The sequence below is a fragment of the Mesoterricola silvestris genome (assembly GCF_030295405.1).
GTDB classification, from domain to species: Bacteria; Acidobacteriota; Holophagae; order Holophagales; family Holophagaceae; genus Mesoterricola; species Mesoterricola silvestris.
On sequence record NZ_AP027080.1, the window covers coordinates 2651762 to 2670197 of the forward strand.

At 68.8% G+C, this 18436-nt stretch carries 16 protein-coding genes; 9 read left to right on the forward strand and 7 right to left on the reverse strand.

Annotation, left to right across the window (positions count from 1 at the left end; translation table 11 throughout):
- The first annotated feature begins 31 nt into the window (after positions 1-31).
- Entirely contained in the window at positions 32-805 is a 774-nt protein-coding gene (locus tag R2J76_RS11545; protein ID WP_316411742.1) for a ferredoxin--NADP reductase, read from the forward strand.
- Here the strand turns inward: R2J76_RS11545 and R2J76_RS11550 are convergent.
- From R2J76_RS11550 to R2J76_RS11560, 3 genes are all read right to left on the reverse strand, one after another.
- Positions 800-1282 (reverse strand): hypothetical protein, encoded by a 483-nt coding sequence (locus tag R2J76_RS11550; RefSeq protein WP_316411743.1) that lies wholly within the window; start codon positions 1280-1282, stop codon positions 800-802. The genes R2J76_RS11545 and R2J76_RS11550 overlap by 6 nt on opposite strands.
- A 170-nt stretch (positions 1283-1452) precedes the next feature.
- Positions 1453-3087, reverse strand: a complete 1635-nt coding sequence (groL, locus tag R2J76_RS11555; protein ID WP_316411744.1) for a chaperonin GroEL — start codon at positions 3085-3087, stop codon at positions 1453-1455.
- Between the two features lie 34 nt (positions 3088-3121).
- The gene (locus R2J76_RS11560) at positions 3122-3409 is read right to left on the reverse strand and encodes a co-chaperone GroES (RefSeq protein WP_316411745.1); all 288 of its coding nucleotides are present in this window, start codon (positions 3407-3409) and stop codon (positions 3122-3124) included.
- Between the two features lie 216 nt (positions 3410-3625).
- Between R2J76_RS11560 and R2J76_RS11565 the strand changes: the two genes are divergently transcribed.
- From R2J76_RS11565 to R2J76_RS11580, 4 genes are all read left to right on the forward strand, one after another.
- Positions 3626-4333: a zinc ribbon domain-containing protein gene (locus R2J76_RS11565; protein WP_316411746.1), complete on the forward strand. Its 708-nt coding sequence runs from the start codon at positions 3626-3628 to the stop codon at positions 4331-4333.
- Between the two features lie 10 nt (positions 4334-4343).
- Positions 4344-5006, forward strand: coding sequence for a YggS family pyridoxal phosphate-dependent enzyme (locus tag R2J76_RS11570; RefSeq protein WP_316411747.1), 663 nt, complete (start codon positions 4344-4346; stop codon positions 5004-5006).
- An 89-nt stretch (positions 5007-5095) separates the two neighbouring features.
- Entirely contained in the window at positions 5096-6643 is a 1548-nt protein-coding gene (locus tag R2J76_RS11575) for a methyl-accepting chemotaxis protein (RefSeq protein ID WP_316411748.1), read from the forward strand.
- Between the two features lie 64 nt (positions 6644-6707).
- Positions 6708-7127, forward strand: coding sequence for a YfiR family protein (locus R2J76_RS11580; protein WP_316411749.1), 420 nt, complete (start codon positions 6708-6710; stop codon positions 7125-7127).
- Positions 7128-7608: 481 nt separating this feature from the next.
- On the opposite strand, the gene R2J76_RS11585 is transcribed toward R2J76_RS11580, so the two are convergent.
- The 3 genes from R2J76_RS11585 to R2J76_RS11595 are packed head-to-tail and all read right to left on the reverse strand — an operon-like array spanning position 7609 to position 12033.
- Positions 7609-8304: an NAD(P)H-binding protein gene (locus R2J76_RS11585; protein WP_316411750.1), complete on the reverse strand. Its 696-nt coding sequence runs from the start codon at positions 8302-8304 to the stop codon at positions 7609-7611.
- Positions 8301-9407, reverse strand: a complete 1107-nt coding sequence (gene ftsW, locus R2J76_RS11590; protein ID WP_316411751.1) for a putative lipid II flippase FtsW — start codon at positions 9405-9407, stop codon at positions 8301-8303. Before ftsW ends, R2J76_RS11585 begins: the two co-directional genes overlap by 4 nt.
- Before the next feature lie 52 nt (positions 9408-9459).
- Positions 9460-12033, reverse strand: a complete 2574-nt coding sequence (locus R2J76_RS11595; RefSeq protein ID WP_316411752.1) for a zinc-dependent metalloprotease — start codon at positions 12031-12033, stop codon at positions 9460-9462.
- A 411-nt stretch (positions 12034-12444) separates the two neighbouring features.
- On the opposite strand from R2J76_RS11595, the gene R2J76_RS11600 reads away from it, so the two are divergent.
- Positions 12445-12708, forward strand: coding sequence for an eL24 family ribosomal protein (locus R2J76_RS11600; protein WP_316411753.1), 264 nt, complete (start codon positions 12445-12447; stop codon positions 12706-12708).
- An 848-nt stretch (positions 12709-13556) separates the two neighbouring features.
- On the opposite strand, the gene R2J76_RS11605 is transcribed toward R2J76_RS11600, so the two are convergent.
- Entirely contained in the window at positions 13557-15212 is a 1656-nt protein-coding gene (locus R2J76_RS11605; RefSeq protein ID WP_316411754.1) for an acyl-CoA mutase large subunit family protein, read from the reverse strand.
- A gap of 87 nt (positions 15213-15299) precedes the next feature.
- On the opposite strand from R2J76_RS11605, the gene R2J76_RS11610 reads away from it, so the two are divergent.
- The 3 genes from R2J76_RS11610 (at position 15300) to R2J76_RS11620 (ending at position 18396) form a co-directional block, all read left to right on the forward strand.
- Positions 15300-16895 carry an amidohydrolase gene (locus R2J76_RS11610; protein ID WP_316411755.1) on the forward strand — a complete coding sequence of 532 codons (1596 nt, stop codon included), beginning with the start codon at positions 15300-15302 and terminating at the stop codon, positions 16893-16895.
- Positions 16892-17554 (forward strand): ribulose-phosphate 3-epimerase, encoded by a 663-nt coding sequence (rpe, locus tag R2J76_RS11615; protein WP_316411756.1) that lies wholly within the window; start codon positions 16892-16894, stop codon positions 17552-17554. Before R2J76_RS11610 ends, rpe begins: the two co-directional genes overlap by 4 nt.
- Positions 17555-17724: 170 nt before the next feature.
- The gene (locus tag R2J76_RS11620) at positions 17725-18396 is read left to right on the forward strand and encodes a helix-turn-helix domain-containing protein (protein ID WP_316411757.1); all 672 of its coding nucleotides are present in this window, start codon (positions 17725-17727) and stop codon (positions 18394-18396) included.
- The last annotated feature ends 40 nt before the right edge of the window (positions 18397-18436 follow it).

Below are 18436 nucleotides of genomic sequence, written 5' to 3' on the forward strand. Positions count from 1 at the left end.
TTCCCGGTAGGCTCGGGGGGGAGGTTCCCCGATGACCGAAGATTGGACCCAGGCCTGGCGCACCGCGACGGTCACGGACAACCGCGAAGTGGGGCGGGGCTTCCGCCTCCTCCACCTGGAAGTGGCCGACGCCCTGCCCTTCCCCTTCGAACCGGGCCACGTGGTGTCCCTGCGCCATGCGGGGCACCGCCACCCCTACACCCTCTCCTGGACGGATCCCGGCTCCCGGACGGTGGGCCTGCTGTTCCGCGTGATCCCCGGCGGGCGCCTGACGCCGTCCCTGGAATCGGCGACCCCCGGCACGGTCATGGAGATCAACGGCCTGCACCACGAGCCCATCGCCGGAATGATCGCCCCGGAGGCCCGGGCCGTGGTGGGCCTCTCCACCGGATCGGGCATCGGCCCCCTGTGGGGCTTTTCCCGGCGGGCCCTGGCCGCGGGCTTCGACCGGCCCATCACCCTCGTCGCCGGCTACCGCGAGGCCGCCGACATCTGCCTGGCGCCGGAACTGGACGCGCTCCAGGCCGCCCATCCCGGATTCACCTGGCACCCCACCCTCACCCAGCCCGGCCCCGGCTGGACCGGCCACCGGGGCCGCGTGGGCGAAACCGCCGCCGCCCTCGTCGAGGACCCGCGCCATTGCCACTTCCACCTGGTGGGCAACGGCGCCATGCTCGCCGAGATGAAGGCGGCCCTGGCGCTGTGCGCCGTTCCGGAAGCCCAGGTCACCTCGGAGGTTTTCTTCAATTTCAAGGCCGAGGCCGACCCCGAGGTGGTGCGGGCCCTCGCGGCGCGCTTCCTATAGGATGACGCACCAGTCCCGCCTGGCCTCCTCATCCTGGATGGCCTTGCGGAGCTCCCCCAGGGGCAGCACGATGCGCACCGCCACCGCCCCCGCCGCCCAGAGGCGCCGGGGGCCGCTGAAGACGCAGAGTTCCCCGTCGTCCTGGAGAACCAGGTGGCCCGGGATCCGGGCCCCGGTTTCCGCGGTGGCGCTGTGCCAGCGGGTGGCCCCCTCCGCGTCCGCGAGCACCAGGTCGTTGTCGGCACGCATCTCCAGGGCGCCGGCCCCCGGGAACCCGTCGCCGGGGGACTCCCACACCAGCGCCTCGGCCGGGGCCAGGCGGTACACCGCCAACTTCCCGTCGTCCCGCACATCCATGCGATAGGCGTTGTTCCGGGAGGTGAGGGACTCCCCCTTGGCGAGGCGGGCGCCACTGGGCAGCGAATCCGCGGCCAGGAGGGGGACGGCGATCAGGAGAAGAAGTGGAAGGCAACGCAAGCGGGACCCCGGGATACCCAGACTAGATGCGGGCGGCGCGGGAAAGGTTTTGGAAGGAATGGGGGGCGAATGGATCAAGGAAGTGCTAGGAGCCTTCCGATTGCCGGGAAAAGCGCCGAAAAGGAAAGGGCCCCTTGCGGGGCCCATTCCTTCTTGCCTTGGAGTGCGGTCTAGTACATGTCTTCCATGCCGCCGCCCATGCCGGGGGCGCCCATGGGGGCGGGCTTCTTGTCCTCGGGGAGGTCGCAGACGATGGCTTCGGTGGTGAGCATCATGGACGCCACGGAGGCCGCGTTGCGCAGGGCGCTCTTGGTCACCTTGGCGGGGTCGATGACGCCGAAGGCGACCATGTCGCCGAACTCGGCGGTGGCGGCGTTGAAGCCGAAGTTGCCCTTCTCCTCCTTGACGCGGTTGACGATGACGCTGCCTTCCACGCCGGCGTTGTTGGCGATCTGGCGGAGGGGCTCCTCCAGGGACTTCTGGACGATGGCGACGCCCGTGGCCTGGTCGCCGGTGACCTTCAGGGTGGAGAGCTTGCCCAGGGAGCGGAGCAGCGCGACGCCGCCGCCGGCCACGATGCCGTCCTCGACGGCGGCCTTGGTGGCGTGCATGGCGTCCTCGACGCGGGCCTTCTTCTCCTTCATCTCGGTCTCGGAAGCCGCGCCGACCTTGATGACGGCGACGCCGCCCACGAGCTTGGCCAGGCGCTCCTGCAGCTTCTCCTTGTCGTAGTCGCTGGTGGAGATCTCGACCTGCGAGCGGATCTGCTTCACGCGGCCCTGGATGGCCTCGGGAGCGCCGGCGCCCTCGATGATGGTGGTGTTCTCCTTGTCGATGACGATCTTCTTGGCGGTGCCCAGATCCTCGATCTTGAGGTTCTCCAGCTTGAGGCCGAGGTCCTCGGTGACGGCCTTGCCGCCGGTGAGGATGGCGATGTCCTCGAGCATGGCCTTGCGGCGGTCCCCGAAGCCGGGGGCCTTGACGGCGGCGATGTTGAGGGTGCCGCGGATCTTGTTGACCACCAGGGTGGCCAGGGCCTCGCCGTCCACGTCCTCGGCGATGATCAGCAGGGGGCGGCGGCTGTTGACGACCTGCTCCAGGAGGGGCAGGAGATCGCGCATGTTGGAGATCTTCTTCTCGTAGATGAGGACGAGGGGGCTCTCCAGCTCGACCTTCATCTGGTCGGGGTTGGTGACGAAGTAGGGGCTGAGGTAGCCGCGGTCGAACTGCATGCCCTCGACGACGGTGAGCTCGGTGTCGCGGCCCTTGGCCTCTTCCACGGTGATGACGCCGTCCTTGCCCACCTTGGCCATGGCGTCGGCGATGATCCTGCCGATCTCCTGGTCGCCGTTGGCGGAAATGGCGCCCACCTGGGCGATGGCGTTGCCTTCCACGGGCTTCTTGATCTCGTCGATGGCGGTGACGACGCAATCCACGGCGAGGTCGATGCCCTTCTTGATCTCCATGGTGTTGGCGCCGCTCACGACGGCCTTGATGCCTTCCTTGTAGATGGCGCGGGCCAGCACGGTGGCGGTGGTGGTGCCGTCGCCGGCGATGTCGGAGGTCTTGGAGGCCACTTCACGCACGAGCTGGGCGCCCATGTTCTCGTGCTTGTCCTTGAGCTCGATCTCCTTGGCGACGGTGACGCCGTCCTTGGTCATGAGGGGGGAACCGAACTTCTTCTCGATCAGGACGTTGCGGCCCTTGGGGCCGAGGGTGACCTGCACGGCGTCGGCGAGCTTGTTGACCCCGCGCAGGATGGCCTGACGGGCTTCTTCGGCGTAGATGATGGACTTGGCGGACATGATTTATCTCCTGGATGGATGCCGGAATTCGTTTCTAGCCGACGATGGCGAGGATCTCGTCCTCGCGCACGATGACGTGGTCGATGCCTTCGATCTTCACCTCGGTGCCCGTGTACTTGCCGATCAGCACCTTGTTGCCGGCCTTGACGGACATGGGGATGCGCTTGCCGTCCTCGGCGAACTTGCCTTCGCCCACGGCCACGACCTCGGCCTCCATGGGCTTCTCCTTGGCGGTGTCGGGGATGATGATCCCTCCCTTGACGGTTTCGGCGGGCTCGCTGCGCTTGAGCAGGACACGATCGTAGAGGGGCTTGATTGCCATGATGGCCTCCGTGTGAAAGGGGACCCGGGAGCATCACCCGGGATGGTTGTTAGCACTTCCTAACAGCGAGTGCTAATTTAGCCCGCACCCCTAGGGCTGTCAAGGGCCACCTCCCCCCCTTGAGTCTCATAGGCTAATATTTTATTAATGGAATTATTTCGATCTTTGGAGGAGATTGCCCCGCCTTCATGGTCCGCTTGGAGGTAGGCTATACCCATGAGTCAGCTTTCCCTCCTGATCGAACTCCAGACCGTGCATGACAATCTGCACGTCATCCAAAGGGACCTGAGCGCTTTCCCGCCCGACCTGGCCGCCCTGGATTCGGAACTCAAGATGCTGGCGAAGAAACTGGAGGAAACCGGCAGGGCCCTGGTATCCTCCCGGACCCAGCAGGCCTCCCTGGCCACCAACCTCGCCGCCGCCCAGAAGCAGGAAGACCTGTCCAAGGCCGCGGTGAAGGAAACCAAGCAGAAGACCCAGTTCACCCTGGCCATCCGGGAACTGGACGACCGCCAGCGCCAGAAGGCCTCCATCGCCCGCCCCCTGAAGGACGTGGAGACCCGCATCGAGGCCCTGGAGCGGGCCGAGGTCGAGATGCGCGCCCGGCAGGCCGAGGCCCAGCGGCAGTTCGACGAACTGCGGGCCGTCTTCCTTTCCGAGCACGAGAACCAGGTGGAGGCCGAACGCCGCCTCCAGGCGCGCCGGGCGGAAATTGCCGTGGAGGTGGACCCCGCCGTGCTGGTGAAGTTCGACCGACTCCTCCAGCAGCGCCAGGGCCGGGCCGTGGTGTCCGTGGACAAGGGCTCCTGCGGCGGCTGCCGCACCCGCCTGCGAACCCCCTTCCTGGCCCAGCTCCGGGAGGAAAAAAACCTCTACTGCGAATCCTGCCAGCGCATTCTCTACGATCCCGCCCAGCTCCCGTGAGTTCCCAGGGATGACCCCGCTCAGCTCCCGCATTGCCCGGTTGCGCACCCGCATCCAGCGGGCCTGCGAGGATTGCGGCCGGGATCCCGGCGGCGTGGAGCTCCTTCCGGTCTCCAAGCGCCAGCCCCTGAACCTGGTGCGGGAGGCCGCGGCCCTGGGCTTCCCCCGCTTCGGGGAGAACTACGTGCAGGAGGCCCTGGCGAAGATCTCCGAGGCCCCGGATCTGGGCTTCGTGCTCATCGGCCCCCTGCAGCGCAACAAGGCCCGCACGGCCCTGTTGAATTTCCGGCAGATCATGACCGTGGACCGCCCCGAACTGGCCCTGCGCCTGCGCCACCTGGCCGGGGAACTGGACGTGACGCGGGAGATCTGGCTCCAGGTGGACCTCTGGGACGAGACCACCAAGGTGGGCGGCGCGGGCGCCGGCGACCTGGAGGCGGTGTTCGCCGCCCTGGGGGACGATCCGCGCCTGCCCGTCCAGGGCTTCATGGCCATTCCGCCGCCCGAGGACCCCGGTTCCTTCCGCGCCCTGGATCTGCTGCGCACCCGCTGGCAGGAGAAACTCGGCCGCAAGTTGAGGCTTTCCATGGGAATGAGCGGCGATCTGGAGGAGGCCATCCGGGCCGGGAGCGATCAGGTGCGCATCGGGACGGCATTCTTTGGCACGCGGTGAGGGAACTTTGTTTTCACAATTTACGATTCACGATCTATTCTTTGATACGCCCATTGAACATCCCCAACCCGCATGTCTAGGAGTCTGAGATGGAATTCTGGAACTCACTGAGCATCAGGAAGAAGCTGAGCTATTCCATCCTTGCGCTCACGCTCATTCTGGCCATCACGGCGGGCATCGTTTCGGGCTGGAAGCTCACCACGACGCAGACCGAGGGCATCTGGTCCAAGGGCCACAGCCTTTCCGCCGTGCTGGCCGAGGCCACCACGTCCTCCTACCTTTCCGACGACCTGGGCACCACCACGGGCGCCACCGAACGCGCCCTGGAATTCGTCAAGGACGACGCGGACGTGAGCATCGCCGCCGTGGTGGCCGTGGACACCGCCACCAAGGCCGTGGCCGTGAAGTTCCAGAAGCGCTACCGCGCCGACGCCAAGGTCGACACCGCGGCCCTCTGCGAGCCCCTGGGCAAGGGCGGGCTCAAGTACGAGAAGGGCGGCTTCATGATCACCGCCTCCCCCCTGGGGGCCGAGGCCCAGGACCCCTCCAAGAAGGTCTACCAGGTGCTGGTCCTCAACGACACCAGCATCTCCCGGGAGAACCTCAAGAGCATGGGCATGATGTTCATCCTCGGCCTGGCCATGGTGGCCCTGGGCTTCGTGGCCTCCCAGGTGCTGGGCAACGCCATCGTCAAGCCCCTGGAGACCATCCAGGGCCGCATGCGCGACATCTCCGAAGGCGAAGGCGACCTCACCGCCCGCCTCGACGTGGTGGGCACCGACGAGATCGCCCAGCTCTCCGTGCACTTCAACCGCTTCGTGGAGAACATCCAGGGCATCGTCCACCAGGTGATCACCATCTCCACCAACATCGCCTCGGGCTCCCTGCAGATGACCGCGGGCATGACCGAGATGGCCTCCACCGCCGACGCCATCGCCCACACCGCCGAGAACCAGAAGTCCAGCGTGCGCCAGGCCAACGACAGCGTGGGCACCATCGCCAATTCCTCCAAGGTGATCTTCTCCACGGTCTCCGACGCCCTGAACGTGTTCGACCAGGCCCAGGAGGCCGCCGGCAAGGGCGGCACGGCCGTGGGCGCCGCCGTGAGCGGCATGCAGGTCATCAACCAGAACTCCAAGCAGATCGGGAACATCCTCAACGTCATCACCGAGATCGCCAACCAGACCAACCTCCTGAGCCTCAACGCCGCCATCGAGGCCGCCAAGGCCGGCGAGCACGGCAAGGGCTTCGCCGTGGTGGCCGAGGAGGTGCGCAAGCTGGCCGAACGCAGCGCCCAGGCCGCCAAGGAGATCACCGCCCTCATCCAGACCTCCAGCAAGAGCATCGACGACGGCACCTCCATGGTGAACACCGCCGGCTCCGCCCTGCGCAGCATCGAGGAGTCCATCAAGGCCAGCGCCGAGCGCATGAAGACCATCGGCAGCCAGAGCCAGACCCAGAGCCAGGACAGCTCCACCGTGGTGAACGCCATGGGCAGCCTGTCCAGCATCGCCGAGGGCAACGCCGCGGCCACGGAACAGATGGCCGCCACCATCCGGGAAACCACCCGCACCGTGAACGAACTGAGCAACCTGGCCGAGAACCTCAACAACCTGGTCTCCCGTTTCAAGGTCTGACCTTCACGAAACCTCCCCGGCTGCCGATACGTAAGGGGTTCGGCCATCACCGGGGAGGTTGCTCATGGGTTTCCGAATCAAGGCGTTCGCCGCGACGGCCCTGGCCGTCGCGTCCCTGTGGGCCGGGGATCTCGCCCCCGACCAGCAGGCCAAGTTCATCAAGATCCTGGCCAGCAGCGCCGGTTCCGCCGGCAAGGTGGCGTGCAGGGACGCCGCCCTGGCCGGGGAGCTTGCCAAAATGGGCGTGGCCAACGACGCCGGCGCCAAGGTCGCCTGGGCCGGCTCCGAGGCCGAGGTGAAGAGCCTCAAGGCCGCCGGCAGGCTGGTCATCTGCGGCCGGGTGGAATGGCTCGCCGCCGGCGGGAGCATCGCCATCGTGGATGAGGGCGGCAAGCCCCAGATCATCCTAAGCATGGGCAACATCGCCGCCTCCGGCGTGACGCTCTCGGATGCGGTGCTCAAGATCGGGAAGAAACTGAACTAGGAGCCCGGCTACGTAATCGTACGTGTCCCGGACGTTCGCCCTGTTTCGTCCTCGCCGGCCAAGCCGGCGATGACGGGGGGGTGCGGAAGGGACGTCGGGGCTGTGCTACGCCCAACCCACTTCGTTGAGCGGATGGGAGTCCGGAAGGAAATGGCTCTCCTGGAAGGCCCAGGCGAGGAGAGCGGCTCCCATGGGTTCGTGGGTTTGCTTCGCGATGGCCCTCTCGGTGCCGGTGGGCGCCGACGTTGAATGGTTTGTGTTGAAGGCCCGGTCCGAGACGAGGGCGCTTTCACTGATTAGCGTTGGCGCGGTCCAATGGCCTCCTCGCAGCACTCGAAGAGAGGCCCCGAGGTGGGTCGGGGCCAATGGGTGAAAACACAGGCCCAACCATGGGGTGAGAGCCTTCCGTTGCTGCGGGCTTGGCCCGCAGCAACGAACCGGGGCGGAAGTCCGGGACACGTGCGATTACGTTGCGGGGCTCCTAGCTGAGGATCGGGTGGTGCAGGGCCAGCCCGCTCAGGACCCGGCCCCCGGAGGCGGGGGGGTTGTCCAGGCTCGTCCAGAGGAGGGCCTTGGCCACCTGGGAGGCCTCGATGGGGGCGTACCGCCAGAGGAAGCGGGAGCGGGGGGCCAGGTACCGGGCGGCGGCCAGGTAGGGCTTGGCCAGGAGGAGGGCTCCCAGGCGCTCGGCGAGGCGGAATTCCTCCCGGTCGCCCAGGAGGAGGGAGGGGCGCGCGATGAGGTAGGGGAGGCCGCTGGCCACCAGGACCTTTTCCACCTCGGCCTTGGTTTCCAGGTAGAGTCCCCGGGGGTGGCCGGCGCCGGCGGCGGAGACCAGGGCGAAGGCGGGACGGGTGGGGAGCGCGGCGAGGCGGGTGATGAGGGCGGCGGGGTAGCCCAGGTCCACCTCCCGGAAGGCCGCGGGGGAACCGGCCTTCTTGAGGGTCGTGCCCAGGGCGCAGAGGAGGAGGTCGCAGGGGATCTCCGTGCCCAGGCGCTCCAGGTCCGCGGGGGAGCGGTAGTCGAAGGTGGCCTCCTTCACCCGGCCCGACAGGGACCGCAGGGAGCCCGCACGGCGCACCAGGGCCGTGAATTCCACATCCTTGCGCGCGTCCAGCTGGCGCACCAGCTCCCGGCCCACGAGGCCCGTGGCCCCGGCGATCACCACGTTTCTCATTCGCTGGCTTCCTTGGAAATGGCCAGCAGCAGCCCCAGGGACGCGAGGCTCGCGATGAGGCTCGAGCTGCCGTAGCTGATGAACGGCAGGGGGATCCCCTTGTTGGGGGCGAGGCTGAGGACCACGCTCATGTTCATGAAGGCCTGCACCACCAGCAGGAGGGTGAAGCCCATGGCGCAGAGCTTCAGGAAGCTGTCCCGCACCCGGTGGGCGATGCGGTAGCCCCGCCAGAGGATGCCCACGAACAGGGCCAGGACGAGGACGCTTCCGATCAGCCCCGCCTCCTCCGCGATGACGGCGTAGATGAAATCCGTGTGGGCTTCGGGAAGGTAGTTCAGCTTCTGCATGGAGCCGCCCAGCCCCACGCCGGTGATGCCGCCGTTGCCCACGGCGATGAGGCTCTGCAGGGCCTGGTGGCCCTTGCCCAGGGGGTCGGCCTCGGGGTTCAGGAAGCTGAGCACCCGGGCCCTGCGGTAGGGCTCGAACCACACGAAGGCGAAGCCCACCGCCCCCAGCGCCGGGGCCGCCACCGCGAAGATCCACCGCTGCGCCCCGCCCAGGAAGGTCACCAGGAGGGCTACGAACAGGATCAGGAACGTGGTGCCGAAGTCCGGCTCCCGCAGGATCAGGGCCAGGGGCACCAGGAGGATCGCGAAGAGCGCCACCAGCTTGGGTATGGACTCCCGGCTCCCCTTCCCCCACAGGTCCCGGTGCCGGATCATCCACCAGGAGGTGATGAGCACGGAGACGGGCTTGAACAGCTCCGAGGGCTGGATGCTGAGCCGGCCGAAGCGGATCCACCGGTGGGCGTGGTTGATGGCGGGAAAGGCGAACACCGCCCCCAGGAGCACCAGGAAGACCACGTAGAGCACCTGGAGGGTCCGGGGATTGTCCCGCAGCACGGCCAGGTCCGTCTGGGTGAGGGCCAGCATGATGGCGATCCCCACGAACCCTCCCACCATCTGGTTCACCAGGAAGGTGGTGGCGGCGCTGTGGTTCTTGAAGGCGGAGGCGGAGAAGACCCAGACCATCCCCACGGCCATCAGGGCGAGGGCGAAAAAGAGCAGGAGGCGGTCGATGGGGCGGCGTACGTCGGGGCTCAAGGCGGTCCCTTGGAGGTGGAAGGACCATTCTAGCCCCTCCCCGCCCCGGACGTTAGAGACTCGCGCGCTGCATGGAGGCCTTGAGGGCCGAGTCGACGGTGGCCCGGCATTCGGCGATGTGGGCCCGGGTCTCCCGGGAAAGCCCCGGCCGGCGATCCGCGGTGGCCAGTTGCCGGCGCAGGAGCTCCAGCTCCTCCCGCGCCAGGGCCCGGGCGTCGTCCGGGGTGGCGGGGTTGGCCCGCAGCACCAGGGCGATGAGCTGGCGCAGGTGCTCCTTCTGCAGGCCCCGGCGGGTGGCGGTGGGCTCCGAGCCCCGGTGCAGCTCCTCCCAGATGGCGGCGTGGAGCCCGTCGAAGAGCTCGGAAAGGCGGAAGACGTCCTTGTCGCGGGTCTTCTCCGGGGCGTCCAGGATGCGGGCCATGGCGAAGGGATTGAGCACCCGGGCCAGGACCGCCTTCTGGATGGAGAGGGTCCGGGCCGAGACGGAGAAGTCCGGGAAGCTCCCCACGGGGCCGTAGCCCCGGTCGAAGGGGTCCACCACGAGGCGGGAGACGAATTCCGGCCGCAGCCGCAGGGCGTCCATGGTGAAGATGGAACCGGTGATCAGCTTGAGGGCGGCCCGCTGGCGCGCGCCGGGCACCGGGGTCATGGGCGCCCGGGCCGAGCCCGCGTGGTCGCGCAGGCACACCACGCCGCCCAGGTACTTGGCCGCGTTGAAGGTGGCCGTGGCCATCTGGTTCAGGGCCAGGCTCGTGGTGCGCCGGAGCTGCCGGAAGTCGTCGCCGGGCCGGAAGGTGCGCTCCTGGAGCCGGTCCAGGAGCTCGTGGCTGAGGGCGATGCGCTTGGCCAGGTACGCCAGGGGATCCTGGCCCAGGTCGAAGCGGTTGACCTCGGGGTCCATGGCGGCGATGCCCGGTCCGGCCTCCTCGTCCGTGGCGTAGGCCAGGAGGGGATCCGTCTCGCTCCGGGCGGCGATGCGGGCCAGGTCCGCCTTCTCCCGGTCCGGGGCCAGGTCCGCGTAGGCGTACTCGATGGCCCAGTAGTCGTAGGGCCCCAGGGTGGCCATGGTGTAGTCGCCCTGGGCATGGCCGGCCAGGGCGAGGTTGACGGGGGTGTAGTCCATGACCGAGCCCGCGATGCCGTGGGCGTCGGTGAAGGCCTTGTCCCCCAGCTGGGCCTCGGTGTAGGCGATGGAGGCCCGGAAATTGTGGCGCAGGCCCAGGGTGTGGCCCACCTCGTGCATGACCACGCTCTTGAGGTAGGCCTGGACGAAGGCCTGGGCCCCGGGGGTCCCGGGCTCCATCCCCCCCCGGGCCTCCAGGAGATCGGCGCCGAAGGCCAGTTCGTCGCGGCCTTCCGCCAGGTAGCGGCACGCGGCCTTGCCGGCCTGGGGCAGCTCCTCCCGGGAGCTCTCCTGGATGCTCCGGGCGAACCCATCCCCCACGGCGATGTCCGCGGCCAGGATCTCCCCGGTGCGGGGATCCACCAGGCTGGGCCCGATGGCGAAGCCCGCGTCCACGCCCAGGAACCACCGGATGGAGGCGTGCAGGAGCCCGTGGGCGTCCGGGTCCGCGTCGTCCGGGGTCTGCCGCACTTCCAGGGCGTCCTTGTAGCCGATGCGCTCGAAGGCCTTGTTCCACTCCAGGATCCCGGCCCGCACCGCATCCCGGTACTTCTCCGGAATGTTCCGGTCCATCCAGAAGACGATGGGGTGCTTCGGCCGGCTGAGGGGGGCCCCCGGATCCGCCTTCTCCAGGCGCCAGCGGTTGACCAGGCGGATCCTGGGATCGGGCCGGTCGTCCTGGGTGAAGTCCCACACCGTGGCCACGAAGTGACCCACGCGGTCATCGGCTTCCCGGGGCCGCATGGGCTCGCCGGGCAGCTTGGCCAGGGTGTAGCGGAAGCCCAGGAAAAGGCTCCGCAGGTCCTCCAGGGTGCCCGGCAGGGGCGCCGCGGAGATCACCGGGCGGGCCATGGAGAAGTGCGCGCTCACCTGGAAGGACGCGTAGTCCGGGGCGGCGGTGGCGCTGGCGAAGGAGCTGTTGGGCAGGTCCATGGCGTAGGGCTGGCGGAAGGCGGCCTCCAGGTCCAGGGTGGCCATGGGCAGGTCCTTCAGGAACAGGAGGTTGGCCTCCACCAGCACCCCCTTGCCCCGGGGGTCGGGAAGGGACACCACCGGCGCCGAGGCAAGCAAGCTATCGGAAAACCCGTCGGCCACCGCGTGGGCCATGGGCGTCCCGGGCCGGGCCGTGAAGGCCGAATTGTGGGCCAGCAGCTGGAGGTTGTTGCCGATGCGCTTGAAATAGACCAGGTGGCTGTCGCCCATCATGCCGCCGTAGATCCCCCGCTCCCCCAGGCCGCTGGGAAAGGTCCAGGACAGGAAGAACAGGGGCCCCAACTGCTCCGGCTTGAGATCGATCCAGACCTTGTCGTCCTTGCGCCACAGGGTGAAGAGCCCGCGCTGCTCCCGGGCGCCCTGCACCACGTCGGCGTAGGGCTTGAGGGGCACCGGGGCCTCCTTGGCCATGACGATGGAAATGGGGGGCTGGGGTACCGGGGCCGGCGGCGGGTCAGCGGAAAGGAAAGCGGCCGAGGCGGACACCAGGGCCAGGACGGTGGGCTTCATCGATCCTCCATGGACCAAACCTAGGGCGTTTGCCTTCCATGTCGATGACTTCAAAGGGTTTCTGCTCCTCCGCCCGCCCACTTCATGCGTTCGCCTGAGCGCTTCAATTAATTCAATAATTCGGCTTTTAATCGCACATGCCCGCTCGTTTGTTCACGCCACTTGTGACCGCCACCACGAACCCCCACGCCCCCAGAAAAAAAGGAAACAAGGATGTTGCGTCGCACGCCACCGGCACGCCGCCCCTGGCGCGCCTGTGTAAAAAAGAGGCACTACTGTCGCGCCAATGTTAATTTTTCAAATCCAGCATTGACGGAGACCTTGTGGACCCTAAGTTTATGGCCTCGCCGTTCGGCGGGACCTTCCCAAACCCAAGCGGAGCCTCGCTCCGCCCAATCCAGGAGGTTTTCAATGCTGATTTCCGCTCTGTTCCTGTTGGCTTCCGCCACATCCCCGGTTCCGGCGACCCCCACCGAAACCCCGGCCGTCGTGGAGCCCTCCCCCAGCGCCACCTGTCCCGTCTGCGGCAAGACCATCGAGCCCGGACAGGGCACCAAGGTCTCCATCCGCGGCCGCGAATACACCGTGGATGACACCGCCTGCAGCAACCAGCTCATGGCCGACCCGGACAAGTACCTCGAATCCGACGGGACGCCGAAGAACGCAAGGAAGTAGACCCCGGATTCCGCATGCGGCCCGTCCCGGCCTTCCCCGCCGGGGGCCGCGTGCCGGATCCACCGGGTTCCGGGGGGTGACGCCGACCCACAGGGGTTCCGTCTTGTTGCGCCGACCCACCGGTACCGTCGGCCTCCAGTCCTCGCTGCGCTGCGGGCTGGAGCCTCCGGTTAGCCGTGGCCGGAGTTCGAGGGAAGGTGCGCCGGAAGTGGGGGGCTCCCCACTTTCGGGTGGGGGCTATTCGTGGCGTTTCTGGAATCACGTGTTGGCCCTGAGCACCTAGGCGCCCATGCCCACTCGGGCCACGGCAAAACGGAGGCTCCAGCCCGCAGCGCAGCGAGGAGGCCGACTCCAGAGGGGCCGGATTATTGGATGCCTCGGGCCCGTCCGGCCTTGCCTGCCGGGGGCCGTGGACGGGAAGGTTCGGGTTCCCCCCATCGGGCCGGCCCACCGGAGTTCCATCTGCCCGCGCCGACCCACCGGTACCGTCGGCCTCCAGTCCTCGCTGCGCTGCGGGCTGGAGCCTCCGGTCAGCCGTAGCCCGGGTGGGCAGGGACGCCCGGGCGCACTGGGCCAACACGCGATTCCAGAAACGCCCCAAACAACCCCAACCCCAAATTGGGGAGCCCCCCACTTCCGGCGCACCTTCCCTCGAACTCCGGCCACGGCTAACCGGAGGCTCCAGCCCGCAGCGCAGCGAGGACTGGAGGCCGACGGTACCGGTGGGTCGGCGCAAAAAGCGGGAACCCCGGTGGGCCGGCCCGATGGGGGGAACCCGGCCCTTCCCGTCAGCGGCCCCCGGCAGGGAAGGCCGGACGGGGCCCAGACCTCAAATGATCCGCCCCCCCCTAGAGTACGAGCCGCTCCTGGTACTCACCGAACACCGTGCGCATCGCGTCGCACACCTCGCCCACCGTGGCCTCGGCCTTGACGGCGTCGAGGATCAGGGGCATGAGGTTGTCGGTGCCCCTGGAGGCGGCGGTGAGGGCGTCCAGCTTCGTCCGCACCGCGCCGTTGTCGCGCTCGGCGCGGTACTGCGCCACCTGGGCGCGGCGGCGGGCGCCGAGGGCCTCGTCCACCCGCAGCAGGTCGGGCTTGGCCTCGTTCTGCACGGTGAACTTGTTGACGCCCACCACCACCTGCTCCCCGCGCTCCACGCCCTTCTGGAATTCGTAGGCGGCGTTCTGGATCTCCCGCTGGGGGATGCCCTTCTCGATGGCGGAGACCATGCCGCCGGCTTCGTCCACTTTGCGGATGAGGGCCTCGGCGCGGGCCTCCAGCTCGTCGGTGAGGCTCTCGATGAGGTAGCTGCCGGCGAAGGGGTCCACGGTGTCGGCGATGCGGGATTCGAAGGCCAGGATCTGCTGGGTGCGCAGCGCGATGCGGGCGCTGACCTCGGTGGGCAGGGCCAGGGCCTCGTCGCGGCTGTTGGTGTGCAGGGACTGGGTGCCGCCCAGCACCGCGGCCATGGCCTGCACCGTGGTGCGCACGATGTTGTTGTCGGGCTGCTGCGCGGTGAGGGTGGAGCCGGCGGTCTGGGTGTGGAAGCGCAGCATCTGGCTCTTGGGATCGGAGGAGCCGAAGCGCTCCTTGATGATCTTCGCCCACATGCGCCGCGCCGCGCGGAACTTGGCGATCTCCTCGAAGAACTGGTTGTGCGCGTTGAAGAAGAAGCTGAGCCGGGGCGCGAAGTCCTCGAGCTTCATGCCCGCGGCCAGCGCGGCCTCCACGTATGCGATGCCGTCGGCCAGGGTGAACGCGATCTCCTGGGCCGCGGTGCAGCCCGCCTCCCGGATGTGGTACCCGGAGATGGAGATGGTGTTCCAGTTGGGAACCCCCGCCGCGCAGAACTCGAAGATGTTCGTGATGAGCCGGATGCTGGGGCGGGGCGGGTAGATGTAGGTGCCCCGGGCCATGTACTCCTTGAGGATGTCGTTCTGGATCGTGCCGCTCACCTGGCTCCAGGAGGCGCCCTGCTCCTCGGCCACGGCCAGGTAGAGGGCGAGGAGCACCGAGGCCGGGCCGTTGATGGTCATGCTGGTGCTCACCTTGTCCAGGGGGATGTCCTTGAACAGCACCCGCATGTCGCGGATGGAGCAGATGCTCACCCCCACCTTGCCCACTTCGCCCATGGCCATGGCGTGGTCCGGATCCATGCCGATCTGGGTGGGCAGGTCGAAGGCCACGGACAGGCCGGTCTGGCCCTGCTCCAGGAGGTAGCGGTAGCGCTTGTTGGATTCCTCCGCCGTGCCGAAGCCGGCGTACTGGCGCATGGTCCACAGGCGCCCCCGGAAGCCCGTGGGCTGCACGTGGCGGGTGAAGGGGTACTTCCCGGGGCGGCCCAGGTCCCGCACGGCGTCCAGGTTCTCGATGTCCGCGGGGGTGTAGCTGTTCTTGAGGGGGATGCCGGAACTGGTCTCGAATTTGGGGGACCGCAGCTTGGTCGGGTCCTCCTTCACCTCCAGGTTCTCGCGGACCTGTCGAAGGTATTCGGGCTGGTACATGCGTCCTCCAAGGTTTGGCCCAGGGTACCATGAGGACGCTGCGCGATTGGGTCACAGTGCTCTAGACTGGGTGGAAAGGTGGATTCCATGCCCGTTCACGCCCTCCCCCCGCCCCCCGCGATCCAGGTCCTCCTGGGGGCCGACGTGTGGAGCGGCGACGGGGAACCCCGCTCCGGGCAGGCCCTGGCCCTGCGCGGGGCCCGCATCCTGGCCGCGGGACCGGCGGCGGAGATCCTCGGGAAGTACCCCGCGGCGCGCCGGGTCGAACTGCCCGGGGGCACGCTGCTGCCGGGCCTCATCGAAGGCCATGCCCACGTCCTGGGCCTGGGCCAGCAGGGCCTGCGGGCGGACCTGGCCCTGGCCCCCAGCCTGCCGGCGGCCCTGGACCGGGTGAAGACCTGGGCCGGCTCCCACGGCGGCTGGATCGAGGGCCGGGGCTGGGATCAGAACCTCTGGCCTTCCAAGACCTTCCCCACGGCCCGGGACCTGGACGCCGTGACGGGCGATCGGCCTGCGGCCTTGGAGCGGGTGGACGGCCATGCCCTCTGGGTGAATTCCGCGGCCCTGAAGGCCGCCGGCATCACCCGGGGAACCCAGGACCCCGCGGGCGGCAGCATCCTCCGGGACGCCGCGGGCGAACCCACCGGCATCCTGGTGGACGGGGCCATGGATCTGCTGCTCAAGGTCCGCCCCGCCCCCTCCCCCGCGGCCCTGGAGGCCGCCCTGGCCGCGGGCCTGGCCCGGCTGCGCAGCCTGGGCTTCACCTCCGTGGCCGACATGGGCGTGGACCACCCGACCCTGGACGCCTACCGCCGCCTGGCCCGGGCCGGCAAGCTCCCCATCCGCGTCTTCGTCTACCTGGCCCACGATACGCGGCTCATGCTCCAGGAGCTGCGCCGGGCCCGCAACCCCAAGCCCGGCTTCCTCCAGGTGCAGGGCGTGAAGTTCTACCTGGACGGCGCCCTGGGCAGCCGCGGGGCCCGGCTCCTGGAGCCCTACGCCGACGCGCCCACCTCGGGCATCTGGACCACGGACCCGGCCCGGGTGGCCGCGGACGTGAAGGCCACCCAGCGGGCTGGCTACCAGCCAGCCATCCACGCCATCGGCGACGCCGCCAACCGCAAGGCCCTGGATATCCTGGAACGGCTCCCCCGCAGGGCGGCCCTGCCCCCCCGCATCGAGCACGCCCAGATCGTCACGGCGGAGGACGCGGCCCGCTTCGGCCCCCTGGGCGTGGTGGCCAGCATCCAGCCGGTGCACTGCGCGGACGACCATGCCTGGACCCCGGCCCGCCTGGGCCCGGCCCGGGTGGAGGAGGCCTTCCCCTGGCGCTCCTTCCTCAAGGGGGGCGCCCTCCTGGCCCTGGGCAGCGACGCCCCGGTGGCCGACCCCAACCCCTTCGTGGGCATCGTCTCCGCCGAAACCCGGCAGGACGCGGCCCTGGACCCGCCCGGGGGCTTCCTGCCCGCCCAGCGCCTCACCCGCGCCGAGGCCCTGCGGGGCTACACCGCCGGCAACGCCCGGGCCCTGGGCCTCCCGGACCTGGGCGTCCTCAAGGCGGGCGCGGTGGCGGATCTGCTCTGGGTGCAGGCCCCCCTGGCCACCCTGCCCTCCGCCGAGCTGCGCAAGCTCAAGCCCGGCCGCCTTTGGGTGAACGGCATCGAATGCACGGAGAAACCATGACACGTCCCCAGCCCCTCCTCGCCCCCTCCATCCTGTCGGCGGATTTCGCCCGGCTGGCGGAGAGCCTCCAGGTCCTTGGGGACCGGTGCGTGGTGCACGTGGACGTCATGGACGGCCGCTTCGTGCCCAACCTCACCCTGGGCATGCCCGTGGTGGCCGCCCTGCGCAAGGAGACGCGGCTCCCCCTGGACTGCCACCTCATGATCGTGGAGCCGTCCAAGTACGCCCTGGAATTCGTGAAGGCCGGCGCGGACTGGGTCTCCATCCACCAGGAGGCCGATCCCCACGCCCACCGCACCCTCACCGCCATCCGGGAGGCCGGGGCCAAGGCCGGCATCGTCCTCAACCCCGGCACGCCCGTGGAGACCCTCACGGACCTGGTGGGCGTCTTCGATTTCGTCCTGCTCATGAGCGTGAACCCCGGCTTCGGGGGCCAGTCCTTCATCCCCCGGGTGCTGGACAAGGTCCGGCGCCTGGACGCCCTGCGCCGGGAGCGGGAGGCCGACTTCTTCATCCAGGTGGACGGCGGCGTGGGCCCGGGCAACGCGGGGGCCCTGGTGGCCGCCGGGGCGGACGTGCTGGTGGCGGGCAACGCCGTCTTCAAGGCGCCCGACCCCCGGGCGGCCATCGCCGGTCTTCTCAAAGCCATGGATGCCTAATTTACCCCGGCTCACGGGCCCGCGGAAAAATGCCAAGCCCCACCTGGAAAAAGGTATAATCAAGCGTGGTCCATCCCGGCGAGGGTAGGCATGCATGCCTTGTGGATGAAGGGGCTCTTCATACTATTTGCCGATGGCTTGGACACGGGAAGGCCCAGTAGGCTGAACAAATGTTCGACACGGGTGCACACCTGAGGAAAGTCAGGAAGAAGTTCAACCTGACCCTGGATCAACTTGCCGGCAGGAGCGGCATCGACCGGGGCACCATCAGCCGCATCGAGCTGGGCCACGTGTCCCCCCGCATCGACACCATCGCGTGCCTGTGCAAGGCCATGAACACCAGCCTGCCGGAGTTCTTCAGCCGGGGAACGGCCTGGACGGGTCCCGGCGACGGCGGGCCCCAGGCCGGACCGGTCGCCAACCTGGAAGCGGGCGCCGAGCCCGCCAAGGTCACCGACATCTACTGGCCCGTGCCCCGCACCATGTGGCAGGGCCTGGTGGACGTGGTGGAGCGCTTCGAGGCCCTCCTGGCCCACAGCAACGAGCTGGTGCTGGTCCTGGACGGCCCGGGGCGGGTGCTGTACTTCTCCCCCGGCGGGGAGGCCCTCCTGGCCCACCGCACCTCCGAGGTCCTGGGCACCTCCGTGCTGGACCTGGTCCACCCCGAGGACCGGACCCGCTTCCGCACGGCCCTCACCGGCGGCGCGCCCGGGGCGGCGGAATCCCGCACCTTCCGGTTCCGGCACCGCACGGGGGAATGGCTGGCCTTCCAGTGCACCTTCACGGACCAGCTGGAGAACCCCTCCATCCGGGCCCGGATCCTGAACGCCGCCCTCGCCTAGAACGCCGCGCGTGGGCAGAATGGAAGGATTCCGGAGCCCT